13 protein-coding genes are annotated in these 18638 nt (G+C 58.1%); 7 read left to right on the forward strand and 6 right to left on the reverse strand.

What is annotated here, in order from left to right; genetic code table 11:
• Positions 1-26: 26 nt before the first annotated feature.
• Positions 27-944 (reverse strand): hypothetical protein, encoded by a 918-nt coding sequence (locus SD425_RS09005; protein WP_324677632.1) that lies wholly within the window; start codon positions 942-944, stop codon positions 27-29.
• A gap of 303 nt (positions 945-1247) precedes the next feature.
• Here SD425_RS09005 and SD425_RS09010 point away from each other — a divergent pair, with 303 nt between their 5' ends.
• From SD425_RS09010 to SD425_RS09030, 5 genes are all read left to right on the forward strand, one after another.
• Positions 1248-2042 carry a DUF2490 domain-containing protein gene (locus SD425_RS09010; protein WP_324677634.1) on the forward strand — a complete coding sequence of 265 codons (795 nt, stop codon included), beginning with the start codon at positions 1248-1250 and terminating at the stop codon, positions 2040-2042.
• Between the two features lie 84 nt (positions 2043-2126).
• A complete protein-coding gene (locus SD425_RS09015; RefSeq protein WP_324677636.1) occupies positions 2127-2801 on the forward strand; it encodes a response regulator transcription factor in 675 nt (224 codons plus the stop codon).
• Positions 2801-4189, forward strand: coding sequence for a HAMP domain-containing sensor histidine kinase (locus SD425_RS09020; protein ID WP_324677638.1), 1389 nt, complete (start codon positions 2801-2803; stop codon positions 4187-4189). The genes SD425_RS09015 and SD425_RS09020 overlap by 1 nt, the downstream gene beginning before the upstream one ends.
• A 123-nt stretch (positions 4190-4312) precedes the next feature.
• Entirely contained in the window at positions 4313-5749 is a 1437-nt protein-coding gene (locus tag SD425_RS09025; protein ID WP_324677640.1) for a TolC family protein, read from the forward strand.
• Positions 5750-5859: 110 nt separating this feature from the next.
• Complete coding sequence (locus tag SD425_RS09030; RefSeq protein WP_324677642.1) at positions 5860-9096, forward strand: efflux RND transporter permease subunit; 3237 nt, start codon at positions 5860-5862, stop codon at positions 9094-9096.
• Here the strand turns inward: SD425_RS09030 and SD425_RS09035 are convergent.
• Positions 9093-9233, reverse strand: a complete 141-nt coding sequence (locus SD425_RS09035; protein WP_324677644.1) for a hypothetical protein — start codon at positions 9231-9233, stop codon at positions 9093-9095. The two genes, SD425_RS09030 and SD425_RS09035, sit on opposite strands and share 4 nt — an antisense overlap.
• Positions 9234-9252: 19 nt before the next feature.
• Between SD425_RS09035 and SD425_RS09040 the strand changes: the two genes are divergently transcribed.
• Both SD425_RS09040 and SD425_RS09045 read left to right on the forward strand, forming a co-directional pair.
• Positions 9253-10377, forward strand: a complete 1125-nt coding sequence (locus tag SD425_RS09040) for an efflux RND transporter periplasmic adaptor subunit (protein WP_324677646.1) — start codon at positions 9253-9255, stop codon at positions 10375-10377.
• Between the two features lie 149 nt (positions 10378-10526).
• A complete protein-coding gene (locus tag SD425_RS09045; RefSeq protein ID WP_324677648.1) occupies positions 10527-12398 on the forward strand; it encodes a CocE/NonD family hydrolase in 1872 nt (623 codons plus the stop codon).
• Between the two features lie 172 nt (positions 12399-12570).
• On the opposite strand, the gene fahA is transcribed toward SD425_RS09045, so the two are convergent.
• The 4 genes from fahA to SD425_RS09065 all read right to left on the reverse strand — a co-directional run bounded on the left by fahA (position 12571) and on the right by SD425_RS09065 (position 18419).
• Positions 12571-13848 carry a fumarylacetoacetase gene (gene fahA / locus SD425_RS09050; RefSeq protein ID WP_324679513.1) on the reverse strand — a complete coding sequence of 426 codons (1278 nt, stop codon included), beginning with the start codon at positions 13846-13848 and terminating at the stop codon, positions 12571-12573.
• A gap of 399 nt (positions 13849-14247) precedes the next feature.
• Positions 14248-14583 (reverse strand): NifU family protein, encoded by a 336-nt coding sequence (locus SD425_RS09055; RefSeq protein ID WP_324677650.1) that lies wholly within the window; start codon positions 14581-14583, stop codon positions 14248-14250.
• Between the two features lie 187 nt (positions 14584-14770).
• Positions 14771-15874, reverse strand: coding sequence for an Mrp/NBP35 family ATP-binding protein (locus tag SD425_RS09060; RefSeq protein WP_324677652.1), 1104 nt, complete (start codon positions 15872-15874; stop codon positions 14771-14773).
• 208 nt (positions 15875-16082) lie between these two features.
• The gene (locus SD425_RS09065) at positions 16083-18419 is read right to left on the reverse strand and encodes a S9 family peptidase (RefSeq protein WP_324677654.1); all 2337 of its coding nucleotides are present in this window, start codon (positions 18417-18419) and stop codon (positions 16083-16085) included.
• Positions 18420-18638 lie beyond the last annotated feature (219 nt).

An 18638-nucleotide genomic window follows, 5' to 3' on the forward strand; every position in this document is an offset into this window, starting at 1 on the left:
GATCTTCTCGTTTTCACAACGGGAGGTTATGGTTGAATCCTTGCCTGCACGGCTAAGCGAGACCGAGTACTGTCGGGTATAACTCCCTTGTATTTGGTTAGGATTGCTTTGGCTATTTCTTGTTGTTGCGCTGGCGTGAGCTTGGTCAGAGGACCATCCGCCGGACGATTCGTCGTGCGATACTGGTGCAAGTAGCGGCTCAATTCGTAGTAGTTGCTCCGGCCAGGAGCGGCAAAGTCGGCCTTGGCAAAGTAGCTTTGGGCATTCGCTGCTTCGCCGTTTAAGAGCTTGATATAGCCTTGCACGGCCAGACTATCTGCTTTTTGCCGGGCGTGGCCCAGTGCCTGACTGGCTTCATTGGCGATGTTCTTCGCGACGGCGCCCACCGCTTGCGTGGGTAGTTGTACATTTTGTTTAAGCTGGGCGAAGCGTATTTCCTGCTGCTGCCGCCGGGCCGAGTCTGACGAGGCTAGCGTCGAGGAAGGAAGTGCCGCCGGAATAATGCTCTTGCGTTGAGCTAAGGTATTCAGGGTATTATTCATCGCCTTAGCAAACGTGGGATCTTGCGCCAGCAACGTACGGGTGAGATTAGCCGTGTTGAGCAAAACGGGCGTGGAACCGTCGGCGAGGGCTTTGCTGTAGAGGTCGGCGGCTAGCTTGGCGCGTTCTACTTTGGCTTTCTCCTCTTCGTTATGGTTGGTAGCATTATAGGTGATGAGTGCAATGCAAAGCGTGAGCAAAGGTGTTAGGGCCGATACCGACAGCTGAACATACGCCGTCCAGCGTGTGGTTTTCTTCAAGTCGTCGAGCTGAGTGCCTAGGTCGCGGAGCTTATCGGTGCCGTAGAAACTGCGAAATTCCTGCATTTCCTGTTGCAGCGCTTCGTAGTTACGCTTGAGCTGATCGTAGTCATCCTGAGCCATCATGAGTAGGAATAGTAGCACAAAAGGGTAATGCTATGCATTGGACGACCAGCGTACATCCGTACCAGCACGGAATTTTGCGAAGGGCCATCGACTTACCCGGTAAGGCCTAGGTCTTCTCCGATGTTTTATTAGAAAGGCAGCATAACTCAGCGTTGTGCTGCCTTTTTTCGTGCTTGAACTCAAGGAAAATAAATGCTGTCCACGTTGTGATAAGCGCCTAACATGATCCTTTTGTTATCGTTAGGTTACCTTTTGAGTGACAACTTGCGGCTATCTTCGCCGCCGTTTGCTGCCTACTTTTCCCTCAAGCCTATTCCTTTCATGACTAAATCATTACTCATTGCGGCCTCAGTGCTGGTGTTGGTAAGTAACAGCCGTGTAGCCCATGCTCAAACTCCTGCTAACCCCGTTTTGCCGTGGGGCACCTGGTTTATCGGAACGGCACAACTGGTAGGTAGCCCCGAGAAGAAGTGGGGTGCGTGGGCCGAAGTGCAAGCCCGCACTGATGGGGTGTTTAAGCGCTATTTCTACAACGAGCTGAAGGGCGGCCTGACGTACGACCTAGATAAGAATTCGTACGTGCTGCTCGGTGGGGGGCGATATAGCACTTCCGACTACCGGGAGCTTAGCGACGGGCCGCTCAACGTAGAGAAGCGCCTCTGGCTGCAACTAGTACAAAACCAGTTCATCGGGCGGGTGAAGCTTGAACACCGCTACCGGGTAGAGCGGCGCTGGTTTGCCTACCGCGGGGATAGTAGCGAGGTGCGCCACCGCATCCGCTACCGGCTGAACACGTTCATCCCTCTGAACAAACCAACCATGACGGGCAAAACGGTCTTCCTGTCGGTTTACGACGAGATATTCCTCAACCCTAAAGGGCCCGTTTTTGAGCGTAACCGCGTATATGGTGGCCTAGGTTATCAGTTCAATGATCATTGGGTGGTGCAGGCAGGGTGGGTGCATCAGGCTAATTACAATCTGCCGGTGGTTATGCAGAACCAGTTTATTCCTCAGAATACGTCGGCCAAAAACAACGTGGTGCTAAGCGCGTTCTACCGTCTACGGCACCGCAACGATACGTCGCCGGTTAACCGCCTGCCCTCGCAGCCCGACTAAGCAGGTGGCGCAAAGCGCAGATTAAGTCCTACATTTCGCTTCGATCGTCACGTTGCTACCTTCCCTATCCCATCTGTCTGCGCCTTGAAAATTCTCCTCGTTGAAGACGAAGTCAGCCTAGCTTCCTTTATCCGCAAGGGTATTGAAAGCGAAAACTACGAGCTAGCAGTAGCTTACGACGGCCTGATGGGGCAGCGCCTGTTTGAGCAGCAGCCCTACGACGTGGTGATTCTGGACGTGAACCTGCCCGTGCTCAACGGCTTCGAGCTGTGCCGCTACATCAAGCAGCACTCGCCGCGCCAGGCCGTGCTTATGCTCACGGCTCTGGATAGCCTGCAGGACAAGGAAAGCGGCTTCGGGGCGGGCGCCGACGATTACCTCGTCAAGCCTTTTGTCTTTCGGGAGCTGCTGCTCCGCATTCGGGCACTCGCCCGTCGCAGCTCTTCTTACGCCGGGCAGCACGCCGTTTTACAAGTGGCCGACCTTGAAATGGATACCGATGCGCGCATAGTACGCCGGGCCGGACAGCGTATCGAACTCACCACCCGCGAGTATGCCTTGCTCGAATACCTGATGGTAAACCGCGGCAAAACGGTGAGTCGCGTTGACATTGCTGAGAAGGTCTGGGACTTGCACTTTGATACCAATACCAACGTCATTGACGTGTACGTCAACTACCTGCGCAAGAAAATTGACAAAAACTACGACCAAAAGCTCTTGCATACGGTGGTCGGGATGGGGTATTTACTGCAAGGCTGATGATGGCGCGGCTCCAGATTAAGCACAAGCTACTGCTGTGGTTTAGTAGTCTGGTGGGCCTGATCTTGCTGGCGTTCTCCACCTATGTGTACCTGAACTATGTCGACTATCGGCATGACTCCTTTGTCAGGCGCCTGACGCGCAAAGCGAAGGTCGCGCCCGAGGCATTCTACGAATCGGGGATGAGCCCAGTGCTCGCTTCCTTGCCCGAGCAAGCCGAATACCTTTACGCGCCCGATAACACGCCGCTTTACGCCAGCCTGCACGGCCAAGACTTTCAGGCGACTCCCGAAATGCTAGCCCACGCTCGCCGGGAGAAAGAGCACGCATTTGCTTTCAGAAGCTCCGGCCACCGCTTCCCCAAAGATGGCGTAGCAGTGGTGTACCACATGCCCAACAAGCCTGGTGATTACGTGAGCATTGTAACTGCCTACGACAACGCGGGCTATTCGCGCCAGCACGACTTGCTCCGTTCGCTGCTCTACGGCAACCTGATGGCAGTGGTATTGGTTGGGGGGCTAGGTCTGCTGTTTGCCAGCCGTGCCCTCGCCCCGCTCAATTTTCTCATTCGCCAGCTGCGCGCCCCCGGTGCCCAAACGCGCGACTTCCGGCTGCGCGCCCTCAACAGCCACGACGAAGTGGGGGTGCTAGCTGCTGCCTTCAACGACTTGCTGGCCCGCCAAGAGGCGCTGTCGGAAAGTCAGCAGGCCTTTATTGCCCAGGCTTCGCACGAGTTGCGCACGCCCCTCACCACCATCAAAGGCTGGTTGGAAACGTCCCTCGACTACGATTCGGACGTGGCTAGCCTGAAGGAAGGCATCAGCCAAGCCGCGCAGGAGCTCGATAAACTCACTGCGCTGACGAACGGGCTACTGCACCTAGCGCGCCTGGGCGGGTTCAGTGGCCCCTTGGAGCGCCAGCCTTTGGAGCTGATGGATGTGCTGCTGGATGTAATTGATACGGTGCAGCGCCAGCACCCCGGGCAGCGCCTTTCGTTGGCGGTGAGTGAAGGCGTGGAGCGCCAACTCACGGCGCCGGTTGTGCTCGGCAACGCCCATCTGTTGCGCACGGCCCTAGTAAACCTGGTTGATAATGCCTGCAAGTACTCCGCGGGGCAGCCCGTTGCACTGTGCTTGGAAATGAACACCGACGAAGGCGTGCGCCTGCGCATCGAAGACCGCGGCATCGGCATTGCCTCCGCCGATATAGAGCGCATCTTTCAGCCCCTGATTCGTGGTAGCAACGTGCAAAACATCAATGGCTTCGGGATCGGCCTGACGCTGGCCGGCCAGATCTTACAACTACACCAAGCGCAGCTGCGCTTACATCCCCGCGCCGGTGGCGGCACCGTAGCGGAAGTAGATCTGCCCCTTGTGAAGAGTGTATAGGGAGGCTAGTCGATAAAAAAATGGTAGGAAAGCGTCCCTAGCACGACTCATACCACCTCTCTAATAACTTCTAATCTGTTGCTAATACCAGTCTAATACCGGCGGGGGAGCTTTGCGTTCACTATGCTAGCTGCCCTTTCAATAAGTATTACAGGTATTCATTGCCGCCGTGGCCTGCTGCTGGCGGCAGTTGGCTTGCTTAGCCAACAAGCTGCCGTGGGGCAAACCGTGCCGACTACCCCACTTACTCTTCCTCAGGTGCTGGAGGTGGCCCAAACCACTTACCCGACGCTACGGGCGCGCCAAGCCGCCGTGGAAGCCGCCGCAGCCGACGTGCGCACGACGCGCGCCAACTACCTGCCCCAAATAACCATGCAGGCCCAGGCGCTGAATGGCACTTCCAACCAAGTGCGCGGCGCGGCGCTTGGGGGTGGGGCTATTCCTATTTCCGGTGTGCGGCCCGATTTCAGCAGCCAAACCACTTGGACCAGCCAGGCTGGCCTAGCGGTGGAGTGGCCCGTGCTGACCTTTGGGCGCTACCAGGCCCTTGTGCAGCGCGCCAACACCGGCGTTGCGCAGGCCCAGGCCGACTACGAAAAGGAGCTGTTTGCGCGCCAAGTGCAGGTAGCTGATGCGTACTTGTTGGCGCTAGTAGCCCAAAAATCGGTGGCTTTGCAAGCGGCAAACTTGAAACGGGCGCAGGCACTGCGTACCGTTATCCGAGCCGGCGCACTGTCGGGCATCCGGGCTGGTATCGATAGCTCGGTGACCAATGCCGAAACCTCGCGGGCGCAGCTACAGCTGCTGACGAGTCAGCAGCAAGCCTTGCAGCAGCGGGTGCGGCTGGCGGGTTTGCTAGGTGTGCCCACGCAAGCCATTCAGCTCGATTCGATGCAGTTCTATACCAAGCTGCCCAATACGGCACCAGCCATTAGTTCCGACACCACGCGGCTGCCACCGATTTTGCGGGCGTATCAGCAGCGCATTCGGGCCAGCGAAGCCCAAACCAACGCATTGCGCATGAACACGCGCCCAACGTTGTCGTTGGTGGGTGCTACCTGGGGGCGGGGCTCAGGTATCGGCAACCGCGCCGGCGAGAATGGTGCGTTTGCCATTGATCCGGCATTGAGCGCAGGCATTCCTTTTAAGGCCTACAACTACGTGCTAGGTGCGTCTTTGAGCTGGAACGTGACCGAGCTGTGGCGCACGAAATATGCCACCGCCGCCCAACAGCAACGGGTAAACCAAGCCCAGGCTGAGTACGCTCAACAAACGCTACAGCTGCAAATGGAGCGGCAAAACGCCGTGCTGCAACTGGAGCTAGCCCGCCAAACGACCAAAGAAGCACCCTTGCAGCTCGATGCCGCCAAGCGCGCCTACGTGCAAGCCAAAGCCCGCTACGACGCCGGCCTTGACAACCTCGTGGTGCTCACGCAAGCCGCCGTGGTGCTCAACCGCGCCGAAACTGACCAGGCCCTGGCCGTGAACAACCTATGGCGCGCCCTGCTGCTACGCGCCGCTACCAACGGCAGCCTAAGTGTGCTACTGGACCAACTGTAGTCGAGTGACTGAGTGGCTGAGTGACTGAGTGAGAAGTCAAGAACAAACACTCAGCCACTCAGCCACTCCAGCGAAGCCACTCAACGAAGTTAAAAATCACCATTTCGCTTATGATTAAAGCTGCCTTAGCCAAACCCGTTGCTGTGATAGTGGCGCTGCTTGGCATCCTGGTATTCGCGGTATTGGCCCTAGGGCGCATTCCAGTAGATATCTTTCCCCGTCTTAATCTGCCGACGATCTACATCGCGCAGCCCTACGGCGGCATGGCGCCGGCCCAGATGGAGGGCTTCATTGCCACACGCTACCAAAACCAGATGCTCTACGTGTCGGGGATTAAAGACGTGGAAGTGAAGAACATCCAGGGGCTTTGCCTGGTGAAATGCACCTTCTACGAAGACGCCAATATGGCGCAAGCGGCTGGGGAGGTGGCCAACCAGGTAAGCCGGGTGCTGAACTACTTGCCGCCCGGCTCGGTGCCCCCCACCGTCGTGCGCTTCGATGCTTCCAGTTTGCCGGTCGGGCAGCTGGTGTTTAGCAGCCGCTCAGCCTCGCTCGGGCAAATGCAGGACCTAGCTTCGACCCGCATCCGACCACTGTTCTCGCAGATTCCGGGCGCGTCGGCGCCTTCGCCGTTTGGCGGCAACGAGCGCACCATCGTGATTCGGGTGAACCCCGAGCGCATGAAAAGCTATGAGCTGACGCCCGATCAGATTGTGGCAGCGGTAGTGAAGAATAACCAGATAGCGCCCGCCGGCTCGGTTGGCATCGGCGACTACATGATTATGACGCCCAGCAACGCCGTGATGGAAAAGGTGAGCGAATTCCTCGACGTTCCTTTGCGCCAGGGAGTGGGGCCTACCGTGTTCCTGCGCGACCTAGCTACCGTGGAAGACGCCACCGATGTGCCCGTGGGCTACGCTCTCATCAACGGCAAACGTTCGGTGTACATTCCGGTGACCAAGTCAGCCGAGGCCTCCACCATGAACGTGGTGAATGCGCTGAAAGCCAAGCTACCGGAAATGCAGTCGTTACTGCCCGACAACATTCACCTGAGCTACGAGTTTGATCAGTCGGTGTACGTGACCCAGGCCGTGCACAGCCTCGTGGTGGAAGGCGGTATCGGGGCGCTGCTCACGGGGCTGGTGGTGCTGCTGTTTCTGGGCGACTTCCGCAGCTCTATCATTGTGATTCTGACCATTCCGGTGTCGCTGCTCGCGGCTGTGCTCCTGCTACAGCTCACGGGGCAAACCATCAACATCATGACGCTAAGCGGCCTAGCACTGGCCATTGGCATTCTGGTCGATCAAGCCACGGTCGTCATTGAGAACATTCACCAGCACTTGGAAATGGGCAAGCCCAAGGCTAGGGCCATTCTGGATGCTTCCAAGGAGGTGTCGTTTCCGTTGTTGCTCATCACCATCAGCATTCTGGCCGTGTTCGCGCCGGCCTTCCTGATGACGGGCGTGCCACGGGGCATGTTCATTCCATTGTCGCTGTCGGTGGGCTTTTCCATCATTGTCTCTTACCTTCTGTCTCAAACCTTTGTGCCGGTGGTAGCCAACTGGTGGCTGAAAAATCATCCGCACGAACCTAGCTTGGCGCACACGTCGGCGGAACCTAGCTCCGACTACGATCAGCCCGAAAAAGTAAGCGGGTTTGAGCGCGTAAAGCGTGGTTACCTGCGTACGCTTGACGGCCTGCTAGCCCGGCGGGCGCTCGTCCTGACGATTTATGGCGTGGTATGCGCGGCCCTGATCGGGTGGGGCTTTACCAATATTGGCCAGGATATGATGCCGAATATTACGCACGCCAAGCAGTTTCAGCTCCGCATCCTAGCACCCCAGGGCATGCGCATCGAGCGCACCGAGCAACGCACCAAAGAGGTTATCCAGTTGATTGAGCAGATTGTGGGTCCCAAAAACGTGGCCATCACGTCGGCGTTCGTCGGTATGACGCCCTCTAGCTACGGCACCAGCGCCCTGTACGTGTTCAATGCCGGCCCCAACGAAGCCGACTTGCAGGTAAATCTGGCCGAAGACTACGAAGTGAAATCGTTGGACGCGCTGAAGGAGCAAATCCGCGCCGCCGTGCGCGAGCACCTGCCCGACGTGAAAATTACTTTTGAGCCGATCAGTCTCACTGACAAGATTATGAGCCAAGGCGCTCAGACGCCCATCGAGATTCTGGTGGGCGGCAAAGACCTAGGCGAAGGGGCGCAGTACGCCGAAAAGCTCGTGCGGCAGCTGAAAAAAGTGCCCTCGTTGCGCGATGTGCGCGTCAACCAGCCGCTGAGCTACCCGACCATGCAGATCCAGATTGACCGTGAGCGAGCCGCACAGTTTGGTCTCACCCCTGATCAGATTTCGCGGTCGTTGGTGGCGGCCACGTCGAGTAGCCGCTTCACGGCCAAAAACCTGTGGCTCGACCGCAGCAAGGGCTTTGCCTACCAAGTGCAAGTGCAGATGGAGCCCCAGCAAATGCGCTCAACGGCGGATATGCAGAACATTCCGCTGGTGCCCGGCCAACTGCGCCCGACCCTGGCCGACGTAGCTACCCTGCGCCCCGCCACCGAGCCCGGCGAGTACGACCGCATCGGTCCGCGCCGCATCGTAACGGTGTCGGCCAACATCAACCAGCAGGACCTAGGCTCGGCCACCCGCGCCGTGCAGGCCGCCATCGATGAAGTGGGCGCGCCGCCCAAAGGTTCGGTGGTGGAGATGCGCGGCCTCTCAAAGCTGCTGCAAGAAACCATGAGCAGCTTGCAAACGGGCCTAGGTCTGGCCGTGGTAGTGATTTTCTTGCTGCTGGCTGCCAACTACCAGTCCCTTAAAGTGGCTGGCGTAGTGCTCGTGACGGTGCCGGCGGTGCTGGTGGGCGCGCTGTTGCTGCTGCTCGGCACAGGGCAGACGCTGAACCTGCAATCGTATATGGGCCTGATTATGTCGGTGGGCGTGTCGGTGGCCAATGCGGTGCTGGTCGTAACGAATGCCGAGGGCTTGCGCCTGCGCTACCGCGACGCTGTGTCGGCGGCGCGAGCAGCCGGGGCGACGCGTCTGCGGCCCATCCTGATGACTTCTATTGCCATGATTTTCGGCATGATTCCAATGGCTTCGGGCCTAGGTGAATCGGGCGAGCAAACAGCGCCGCTGGGCCGGGCCGTTATCGGCGGCCTGCTTGCCTCAACGCTGGCGGCGCTGTTTATCCTGCCCGTGGCGTTTGCCGCCGTGCAGCGCAAAACCTCCTTCGATTCCGTTTCGCTCGACCCCGATGACCCCGAGAGCAGCACTTACGATGGCGACGAATTGGCTGCACTAGCCGAGCACAACGCCGAGCCCGTGCACGCCTAGGTCGCCTGCCGGTCCGACGCCCTAGGCGCCCGACTGGTTACCGTCAGAACGATACGCCAGAACAACCCACCCGTGCAGCCGTCAGCAAGCGGCAACCGGTCGGACGCCCTAGGCGTCCGACCGGAGTACGACTTCAAAACAGATTCTCACACAGGTATGAATATCACTCGTCATTTCTTGCAAAGCACCCTTGGAGCCTGTCTGCTCACGGGCCTGGGGCTACTCACCGGCTGCAACAACGACCCTACCAAGGAGGTCGTCACGGAGGAGCCGGCCAAAGACATGCCTTACGATGCGGTACAGGTCACAGGCGCACAGCCGACCCAGTCGCTCAGCTTGCCCGGCGAGCTAGATAGCTACTACCAAACCGACATCTATCCGCGCGTGAGCAGCTACATCAAGCGCCTCCACGCGGATATCGGCGACCCGGTGCGGCCGGGGCAGTTGCTCGCCGAGCTGGAAGCGCCGGAGCTTACGTCGGCCCTGAGCGAGGCCTTGTCGCAACTGAAAGCGTCGCAGGCTAGCTACAGCTCTAGCCGGGCCGCCTACCACCGCTTGCTGGTCACGAGCCGCACGGCCGGAGCCGTATCGCCCCTGAACCTCGAGCAGGCACACGCCAAAGCCTTGTCCGACAGCCTGATGGTAGCGGCCGGCCGGGCGCACTACCAATCCGCTAACCAGATGGCGAGCTACTTGCGCATCACGGCCCCATTCGCGGGCGTCGTGACGGAGCGTAACCTAGCGCCGGGTGCTTTCGTGGGGCCGGGCGGCCAAACGGCGTTGCCCATCTTCAAGATTCGGCAGCTCAGCCGCCTGCGCCTACGCTTGGCTGTGCCGGAAGCCTACGTAGGCAGCATCCATCTGCACGATTCGGTGGGCTTTATGGTACGCACGTTTCCGGGCGAGACCTTCACCGGCGTCATCAACCGCTTGGCAAACAGCGTACGACCCGAAACCCGCTCCGAGCAGATCGAAATCGACGTGCCGAACCCCAAGAACCGGCTGCGACCGGGCATGTTTGCTACGGCCACGTTGCCCGTGAATATTGCCAAGAGCAGCCTGTTTGTGCCCCGTTCGGCCGTGGTCAGCACCGCCGAGCGAACTTATGTCATTCGGATAACAAAGGGCCGCGCCGAGCTGGTTGACGTGCAAAAAGGCGACGAAACCGCCGGCCAAATTCAGGTATTCGGTACGTTGAAAATAGGCGATGTAGTGCTAAAAGCTGGCAACGAGGAAATCACCAACCACGAGCCCTTACAGGTAGAGCTAGCGAGTCGATAACCGGTGAACCATAGCGCGGAAATCCGTTCTGCGCCGAACAACGCGAGTTCTGCCGCTTGGACACTCGCGTTGCTCGGAGCAGAACGGATTTCCGCACTACATTTAAGCACGTTATTCGGCGCTCCTCGTTGCTTCGCTACTTCTCCTACATGACTCACTTTCTCTACGCTTCTGCGCTGGTATTTGCGCTAGGTTTATCAACCAACAGCTCCGCGCAGCGCGCTCCGGTTTCCGCCCAGGATTCTGCCTTCGTTCGCCAAAACTACCGCAAGCTCGACCGCGAGATTACTATGCGTGACGGCGCCAAGCTGTACACGGTCATCTACGTGCCTACGGATGCGTCGGCGCAAAAGCAGTACCCGTTTCTGCTGGAGCGCACGCCGTACTCCGCGGCACCTTACGGCGAAAGCAACTACCGTAAGCGCGGCCCCGGCCCTAGCCGAGAATTATCAGAGGAGAAGTACATTTTCGTGTACCAAGATGTGCGCGGGCGCTACAAGAGCGAAGGACAGTTTGAGGAAATGACCCCCAACGTGCCCGGCAATACGGGTAAGCAAACCGACGAAAGCGCGGATACTTACGATACTATTGAGTGGTTGCTCAAGAACGTGACCGGCAACAACGGCCGCGTGGGCCTGATGGGCATTTCGTATCCCGGCTTCTACGCCACCGCAGCTTTACCCGACGCCCACCCAGCTCTCAAGGCGGTGTCGCCCCAAGCACCTGTGACAGACGAATTCATGGGGGATGACGCCAACCACAAAGGCGCATTCTACCTGCTCGATAACTTCGAGTTTATGAACTACTTCGACTCGCCCCGCCAAGGCCCGACGGAGAAGTACAGCGAGGTTTTCGCCGCTGCACCAAAGGATTTATACAAGTTCTTCCTGGAGCTAGGTCCGCTCAAAAACAGCAACAGTGCGCAGTATTTTAACAACCGCGCTAAGATTTGGAACGAGTATCTGGCTCACCCAACCTACGATGCGTACTGGCAAGCCCGCAATATTCGCCCGGCGCTAAACAACGTAAAGCCCGCAGTGCTCGTGGTAGGCGGGTGGTTTGATGCCGAAGATTTGTATGGGGCGTTGAACACCTATAAAGCCATTGAAAAGCAGAGCACGAGCACCAACAACCGCCTCGTGATGGGTCCGTGGACGCACGGTGCCTGGGCACGGCCAGAGTGGAGCAAGTTTGGTCCGCTGAATTTCGGACAGAACACGGCCAAATACTTCCGCGACAACCTGGAAACCAAGTTCTTCAACTACTACCTCAAAGACAAAGGCGACTTTAAGCCCGCTGAGGCCACAGTGTTCAACACCGGTAACAACGAGTGGAAAACCTACGACGCCTGGCCCCCAAAAGCCACGAAGTCGCAGATGTTTTACTTGCAGGAAGGCAACCGCTTGGCGCTGACCAAACCAACCGCTGCTGAAAGTCTGAACGAATACGTCAGTGACCCGGCCAACCCGGTGCCGTACACCAACGGCGTATATGCTCACCGCAACAACGAGTACATGATTGAGGATCAGCGCTTCGCTGCCAAGCGTCCCGACGTACTTACCTTTCAAACTGAGCCTTTAACGGAAGACCTAACCCTTGCTGGTCCGCTCACTGCCGGTCTGTTTGTGTCGACAACTGGTACCGATGCCGACTTCATCGTGAAGCTCATTGACGTGGCGCCTGCTGACGGGAAAGCTAGCTCCGCAAACGACGGTTACCAGCGGCTCGTGCGCGCCGAACCAATTCGGGGCAAATTTCGCAACAGCTTTGAGAAGCCGGAGCCGTTTACGCCGGGCCAAGTAGCCGAGGTGAAATATGAACTGCCCGACGTGCTGCACACCTTCAAGAAAGGTCACCGCGTGATGGTACAGGTGCAAAGCTCCTGGTTTCCACTGGTCGACCGCAATCCTCAGACATTCACCAATATTCCCCAAGCTGACGTCAAAGACTTCCAGAAAGCCACCATTCGCCTGTTCCACGATGCCAAGCGGCCATCAGGACTGGGAGTGAATGTGTTATAATGAATGTGGCTCGTGCCTGCCGGTCCGACGCCCTAGGCGTCCGACCGGTTGTCGGCCGCGACGTCTGCAAGAGCTAGGTGCACGCAAGTCGTTCTAGCATCTCGTTTTCACGATAACCGATCGGACGTCTAGGGCGTCAGACTGGCAGGCGCGAGTTGTTCTGTACTGCGCGCTACAGCGTACCTAGCACCGTGCCACTGACTTCCCCAAAGCCAATGCGCAACCCATCCTTCTCAGCGTAGCCGCACATGATTACCGTGTCGCCGTCGAGCAGGAAGCCGCGCTCCGTGCCCTCCGACAAGGGCACCGGCCGAGTGCCGGCTAGGGTAAGCTCCAGTAAAGAGCCGAGCGAATCGGGGGTGGGGCCGCTGATCGTGCCGCTGGCATATAGGTCACCGACTTGCAGGTTGCAGCCGTTGCTAGTTTGGTGAGCGAGCTGCTGGGCCATGCTCCAATACAGATGCCGGGAGTTGGAATGGGTGACGACCGTGGCAGGGCCGTCGGCAGGCTGAATTTTCACTTCCAGCTGAATGTCAAAATGATGCGGATCGATAGTGCGCAGGTAGAGTAGCGGTTCGGGCTCTTGCACCGGCCCCGCGACGCGGAACGGCTCCAACGCGTCCAGCGTAACCACCCACGGTGAAATGCTACTCGCGAAGCTTTTACCTAGGAAAGGACCCAGGGGCGTGGTTTCCCAACTCTGAATGTCGCGGGCGCTCCAGTCGTTGAACAGCACTAGCCCAAAAATGGCATCTTCGGCGTGCTGAACTGGCACCGGGTGCCCTAGCTCCGTGGTCCGCCCCGAAATGAAGGCCATCTCCAACTCGAAATCTAGTTGCTGCGACGGGCCGAACGTAGGTGCCACGGCGTCGGGAGCTTTGCGCTGCCCGTTCGGCCGCCGCACCTCGGTGCCCGATACCACGATGCTGCTGGCCCGGCCGTGGTAGCCGATAGGCAAATGGCGCCAGTTGGGCGGTAATGGGTTCGTGGGGTCGCGGAAGAGGCGGCCGACGTTGGCGGCGTGCTCCAGGCTAGAATAAAAATCGGTGTAGTTGCCGGGCCTCACGGGGCGTAGCATTTGCACGTCGCGCTGGCGCACGAGACAAGCCTGCATGGTCTCGTCGTCGCGGAGGACGGGGTTATCGTGGCGCAGCAGCTCGCTGGCCCGCTGGCGCACCGCCCGCCACGTCGTGCGGCCTTGGGCAATGAAGCTGTTCAGCGAGCGGCGGCGAAACATCTTAGGCTCGTGCGGACCTAGGTCGAGGTCGTCGAAGAAGCCGCGCTGACTCAGTGCGTACAGGTCCAGCACGTAGTCGCCAATGGCTACGCCCACGCGCGGGCCGCGCTCCGGGGTTTCAAACACGCCAAAAGGTAAGTTTTGGATAGGAAAGTGGCTGGTAGTGGCAATGTCGATCCAGGAGCGGAGGTCAGGATTGTTGGCGGAGAGCATGGCGAAGGAGAAGCGTTTGTCGGAAAGGTAAGGAGCAGAAAGGAACGTAAAACCGATTACGTTCGGCAAGCTCCGCCGTTGTTGCCAAACGCGTATTTGCCGATGGTACCCGCACTTAGGTCGACGAACTTGTTCCGTTCTGATGGCTTAGGTGTTCGACTGGTTGTCTTCTGCACAAGTCAGGTAGACGAGAGTCGTTTCAGTGGCCTGTACTGCCGGTAACTGGTCGGACGCCTAGGGCGTCGGACCGGCAGGCGTCCGCGGACGGTAAGAATTTGCTAGGCTATCCTTCGTGTGATTGGTAGCTACAGTCTAAAAATGAGAAGGTCTGCTTTCCGTGCGGAAAGCAGACCTTTGTATAGCTCTCTGAATTGTAAGTTGTTAGCTGACAGCTAAACCTTAAAACTCTGGCGTTGGAACAGGAGTGGGGGGTAACGGATGACCTGGCTGACCGGCGGGCTGTCCTTGCATGGGCGTCACGTTAATGGCTTCCACGGAGCGAATCTCAGGTACGGCTTTCTTTACTGATTCCTCTACCCCAGCTTTCAGCGTCATTGGCGACATAGGGCAGGTGCCACACGCACCGAGCAGCTCCAGTCGAAGCACCATATCATCCGTGATATCGAGCACGCGCACGTTGCCCCCGTCTGCCGCCAGATAGGGGCGGATGCCATCCAGCGCCTGCTCGATGCGGGATAACAGAGGATGATCTTCTACGACTGCGGGATACGACATGAGGTGATGAATAATGTGCTGGTAAGTGGGAATTGGCTGATCTGCTGCTGAGTAACTACTTAACAAATCAGAATGTTAAACTTTGCCAGAATGAACCGATCTGCTGGGGCTTTGAGGTACGAGTTTAGGTATTTATTCCTGAACTACTCTGCGCCTTTACCTACTGGCTTCTCGGTGCATCGACAAACTAGCGAGTCATTTCTACAATCTGCGTGCGGCCTTGGGTAGCGTTGCGGATTGAGATTTGACGGGCTAGCTCCTCGGCGAGCTGTTCAAATAACTCCGCTGGGGCACTGCCTGGTTCCAAAATGGCCGGTGTACCCTGGTCGCCGTTCTCACGAATGCTTTGTATCAGCGGAATCTGACCCAGCAGCGGCACCTCGTGCTTGTCGGCCAGCGCCTTGCCGCCGCCTTGGCCGAAGATGTAGTACTTATTTTCGGGCAACTCAGCGGGTGTAAACCACGCCATGTTCTCCACAACACCTAGCACTGGCACGTTGATCTGAGGCTGGCGGAACATCTGCAAGCCTTTCTGGGCGTCGGCGAGGGCCACTTTCTGTGGCGTCGTCACGATAAGGGCACCGGTTACGGGCACGGTTTGTACCAGCGTGAGGTGAATGTCGGAGGTGCCAGGCGGCAAATCGAGCAGCAGGTAGTCGAGCTCGCCCCAGTCCACTTCCGTGATGAACTGCTTCAGCGCCGACGAAGCCATTGGGCCACGCCATACGATAGCGCTTTCAGCAGGAGCTAGGAAGCCAATGCTCATCAGCTTCACGCCGTATTGCACGACGGGCTGGATCAGGTTTTTGCCTTCGGGCGTCTGGAAAACGTGGGGGCGGGCATCTTCCACGCCAAACATCGTCGGCATGGAGGGGCCGGAAATATCGGCGTCTACGAGGCCTACTTTGGCGCCGGTGCGAGCTAGCGCGAGGGCTAGGTTAGCCGTCACGGTGCTCTTGCCCACGCCGCCTTTACCAGAGGCAATGGCAATAATATTCTTCACGCCATTCAGCACGGCGGCATTGGCAGCACGCGCCGTGGTAACACGTGAGGTCAGATTTACATTTACCACTGCGTCTTTGTCGACCATCGTGTGGATGGCGCGGACGCAGGCGTTGTGAATCAGCTCCTTCAGCGGACAAGCAGGCGTGGTGAGAATGACAGAAAACGATACGTTCAAGCCATCAATCTTCACGTCCTCAATCATGTTGAGCGTCACGAGGTCTTTGCCTAGGTCGGGCTCTTCCACGTAGCTCAGCGCGCGCAGAACGTCTTCTTGGGTAATAGCCATAAGTCAGGGTTTCAAAGTGCAAAGATAACCCGGAAATGCGGGTAGAAGTTGCCTGAAATCGGAACCAAGGTGAAAAAGGCGTTTGTCATTCCGAGCAACGCGAGGAATCTGACTTAGGGTCTACCTACTCCGCCAATAGCGTTAAGTAAATTCTAAATCAGATTCCTCGCGTTGCTCGGAATGACAATGGCTGTCGTTGCTACTTCCTTTATTGCACTTCCGTGCGCGGGTCGGGCTTAGGCTTCATTTCGTAATCATGTGGGGGCTGAGCGCCGGCTAGGTTCTGCACGAAGTAGTCCCAGCGGCGGCGCGTCATGTAAGGAGAGTAGGCCCCGTAGCCGTGCTGGGCGTTTGGAAACACCACTAAGTCATAGCTCTTGTTGGCTTTCGTGAGGGCCTCCACTACCAGCATGGTGTTGTAGGGTGGCACGTTGTCGTCCATGAGGCCGTGGGCCAGCATCAGCTTGCCTTTGAGGTTCTTGGCGAAGGTGGCGTTGGCTTGGTTGTCGTAGTTGGTGGTGCCGTCGGAGTTAGTTTTGAGTAGGCCGATATAGCGCTCCGCCCAGTCGTCCTCGTAGTTGCGGTTTTCGTGGTTACCCGACTCCGAAATGCCCACTTTGAAGAAGTCGGGGTAGCGGAACATGGCCGCTGCCGTGGCGTAGCCGCCGCCCGAGTGCCCCCAGATGCCAGCCCGTTCCAGATCAATGTACGGGTACTTTTGCGCCAACTGCCGCATACCAGTCACTTGGTCCGATAACGTGTTTTCGGCCATGTTGCCATAGCAAACGTCGTGGTAGCTCTTGGAACGCAGCGGGTTACAGCTGCCCTCAATCACTACCACCACGAAACCTAGCTCAGCCAACGCTTGGTTGTCGCCCCGCGCCGCCGAAAAAGACCAGCTACCCACGCCGCCGCCCTGCGGACCGGGGTAGATGTAGTTAATAATCGGGTACTTCTTGGCTGGGTCCAGCGTCGTGGGCGTGAACATTAGGCCGTAGAGGTCATTCTTGCCGTCCTGATCCTTCACTGTAATAGGCGTCGGCGCCTTCCAGCCGGTAGCCGTGAGGCGCGAAATATCAGTCTTCTCTAGGGTCGAAACGAGCTTGCCGTCGGCCCCGCGCAGCACCGTCGCGCCCGGCTTGTCGGGCTGCGAATAAGTGTCGATGAAGTAGCGGCCCGAGGGCGCCAGCATCACTTGGTGGTTGCCGGCTTCGGGCGTGAGCAGGGTCAGGTTCTTGCCATCCAGCCCAATGCGGTAAAGGTGGGTAAAGTAAGGGTTGCCCGCCTCGCGTCCATCGGCCAGGAAGTAGAGCTGGCGCTTCGCCTCGTCTACTTTCAGCAGTTGCGTCACTACGAAATTGCCCTTCGTAATCTGGTTCTTCACCTTGCCGGTGCCCGCATCGTAGAGGTACAAGTGGCCCCAATTGTCGCGCTCCGAGTACCAGATAACTTCTTTGGTTTTGGGCAAATAGCGCCAGTTGATAGTACGCTGACCTGATTCGTACTGCGTTGCCACGGTTTCTTCAAACACTTCACGCACCGCGCCGGTAGTAGCATCCGCCACGCGTAGCTTTTCCTGCTTGTGGTCGCGCGAAGTGGATACGAAAGCTAGCTGCTTGGCGTCGGGGCTCCAATCTACGTCGTCGAAGGTGCCGCTGCTCGAAATGTCGTCCGATAGTGACCCACGGTGCGGATCAGGCGCCACTTGCAGGCGCACCACTTTCGGGCTGTTCACTTCCACTATCACCCGCTCAATCATGGCAATGTCCTTGTCGCCGGGCAGCGGATATTTCCATGACTCCAACCTAGGATGGCCGATGTTGGTGGTCACCAGGTACATGTCGCCCACCTGGCGCTGGTCTTGCCGGAAGGTGGCGATTTTGCGCGAATCGGGCGACCAGCGCAGCACCGGCGCGTCGCTGTGGGTCCAGCCGGCGTTGTCGGTGGCGTAACCGTAGTCCTTTATGCCGTCGGTGGTGAGCTGGGTGCTCTGGCCTGTTTCCGTGTTGCGCACCCACAGGTTGTAGTCCTTGATGTAGGCGGCGAGCTGACCATCGGGCGATACTACTTCGTTCCGGGCGTTAGGGCTAGGTTGGGCGGCGCCCGTAGCATTGGGGCTCAGCTGCCCATTGCCTAAGTCGTACTTCCAACCTTTGCCGCTCGCGGCGAAAAAAACCGACTTTCCATCGGGCGAAAACATGAGGTCCCGAAAGGGCAGCCGGTTGGCCTCGTAGGTTTTACCGCTGGCCGTGGAAAGCGCGGCAGCTAGCTTGGCGTGGTCGAAGGCCGCGGTGCGGGTTTTACGGGCCGGGTCTACCAGTACGTATTCGCTTCCCCGGGCCGTCAGCACGCGGTACCAAAACCGGTCGCCGGCAAGCCAGTGGGGCTGCCCGGCACTACCGTCTATCAGCGGCTGGGTGTTGTAGCCCATAAACCGCTCGGCGCGGGCATAATCCTGGTCGGTGAGGACGGGCCGTTGCTGGGCCATCACTGCTTCTGAAACGCAAAAAGCCGTCGCAGTGAGGGTCAGTAAATACTTGTGCATAGACTAGGTAAGAAACAGACTAAAGGTCAGAATAAGTGTGCCTGTAAGGTAGTAGGAAATGCGCAACGAGGCGTTATATTGGCACGACCTAGGTATTCAAGTGCCTGCTGTGTAAGTGAATAGAGCGTCAGGAGTTCAACTCTTATTTGCGCCAATTCTCAAAAGGCTGTATTATCAGCTTCGCGCTTGATACCAAGCTAGGTACGGCGTGTTTCGGCT

Origin of the sequence: Hymenobacter sp. GOD-10R, from assembly GCF_035609205.1 — a bacterium.
Classification (GTDB): Bacteria; Bacteroidota; Bacteroidia; order Cytophagales; family Hymenobacteraceae; genus Hymenobacter.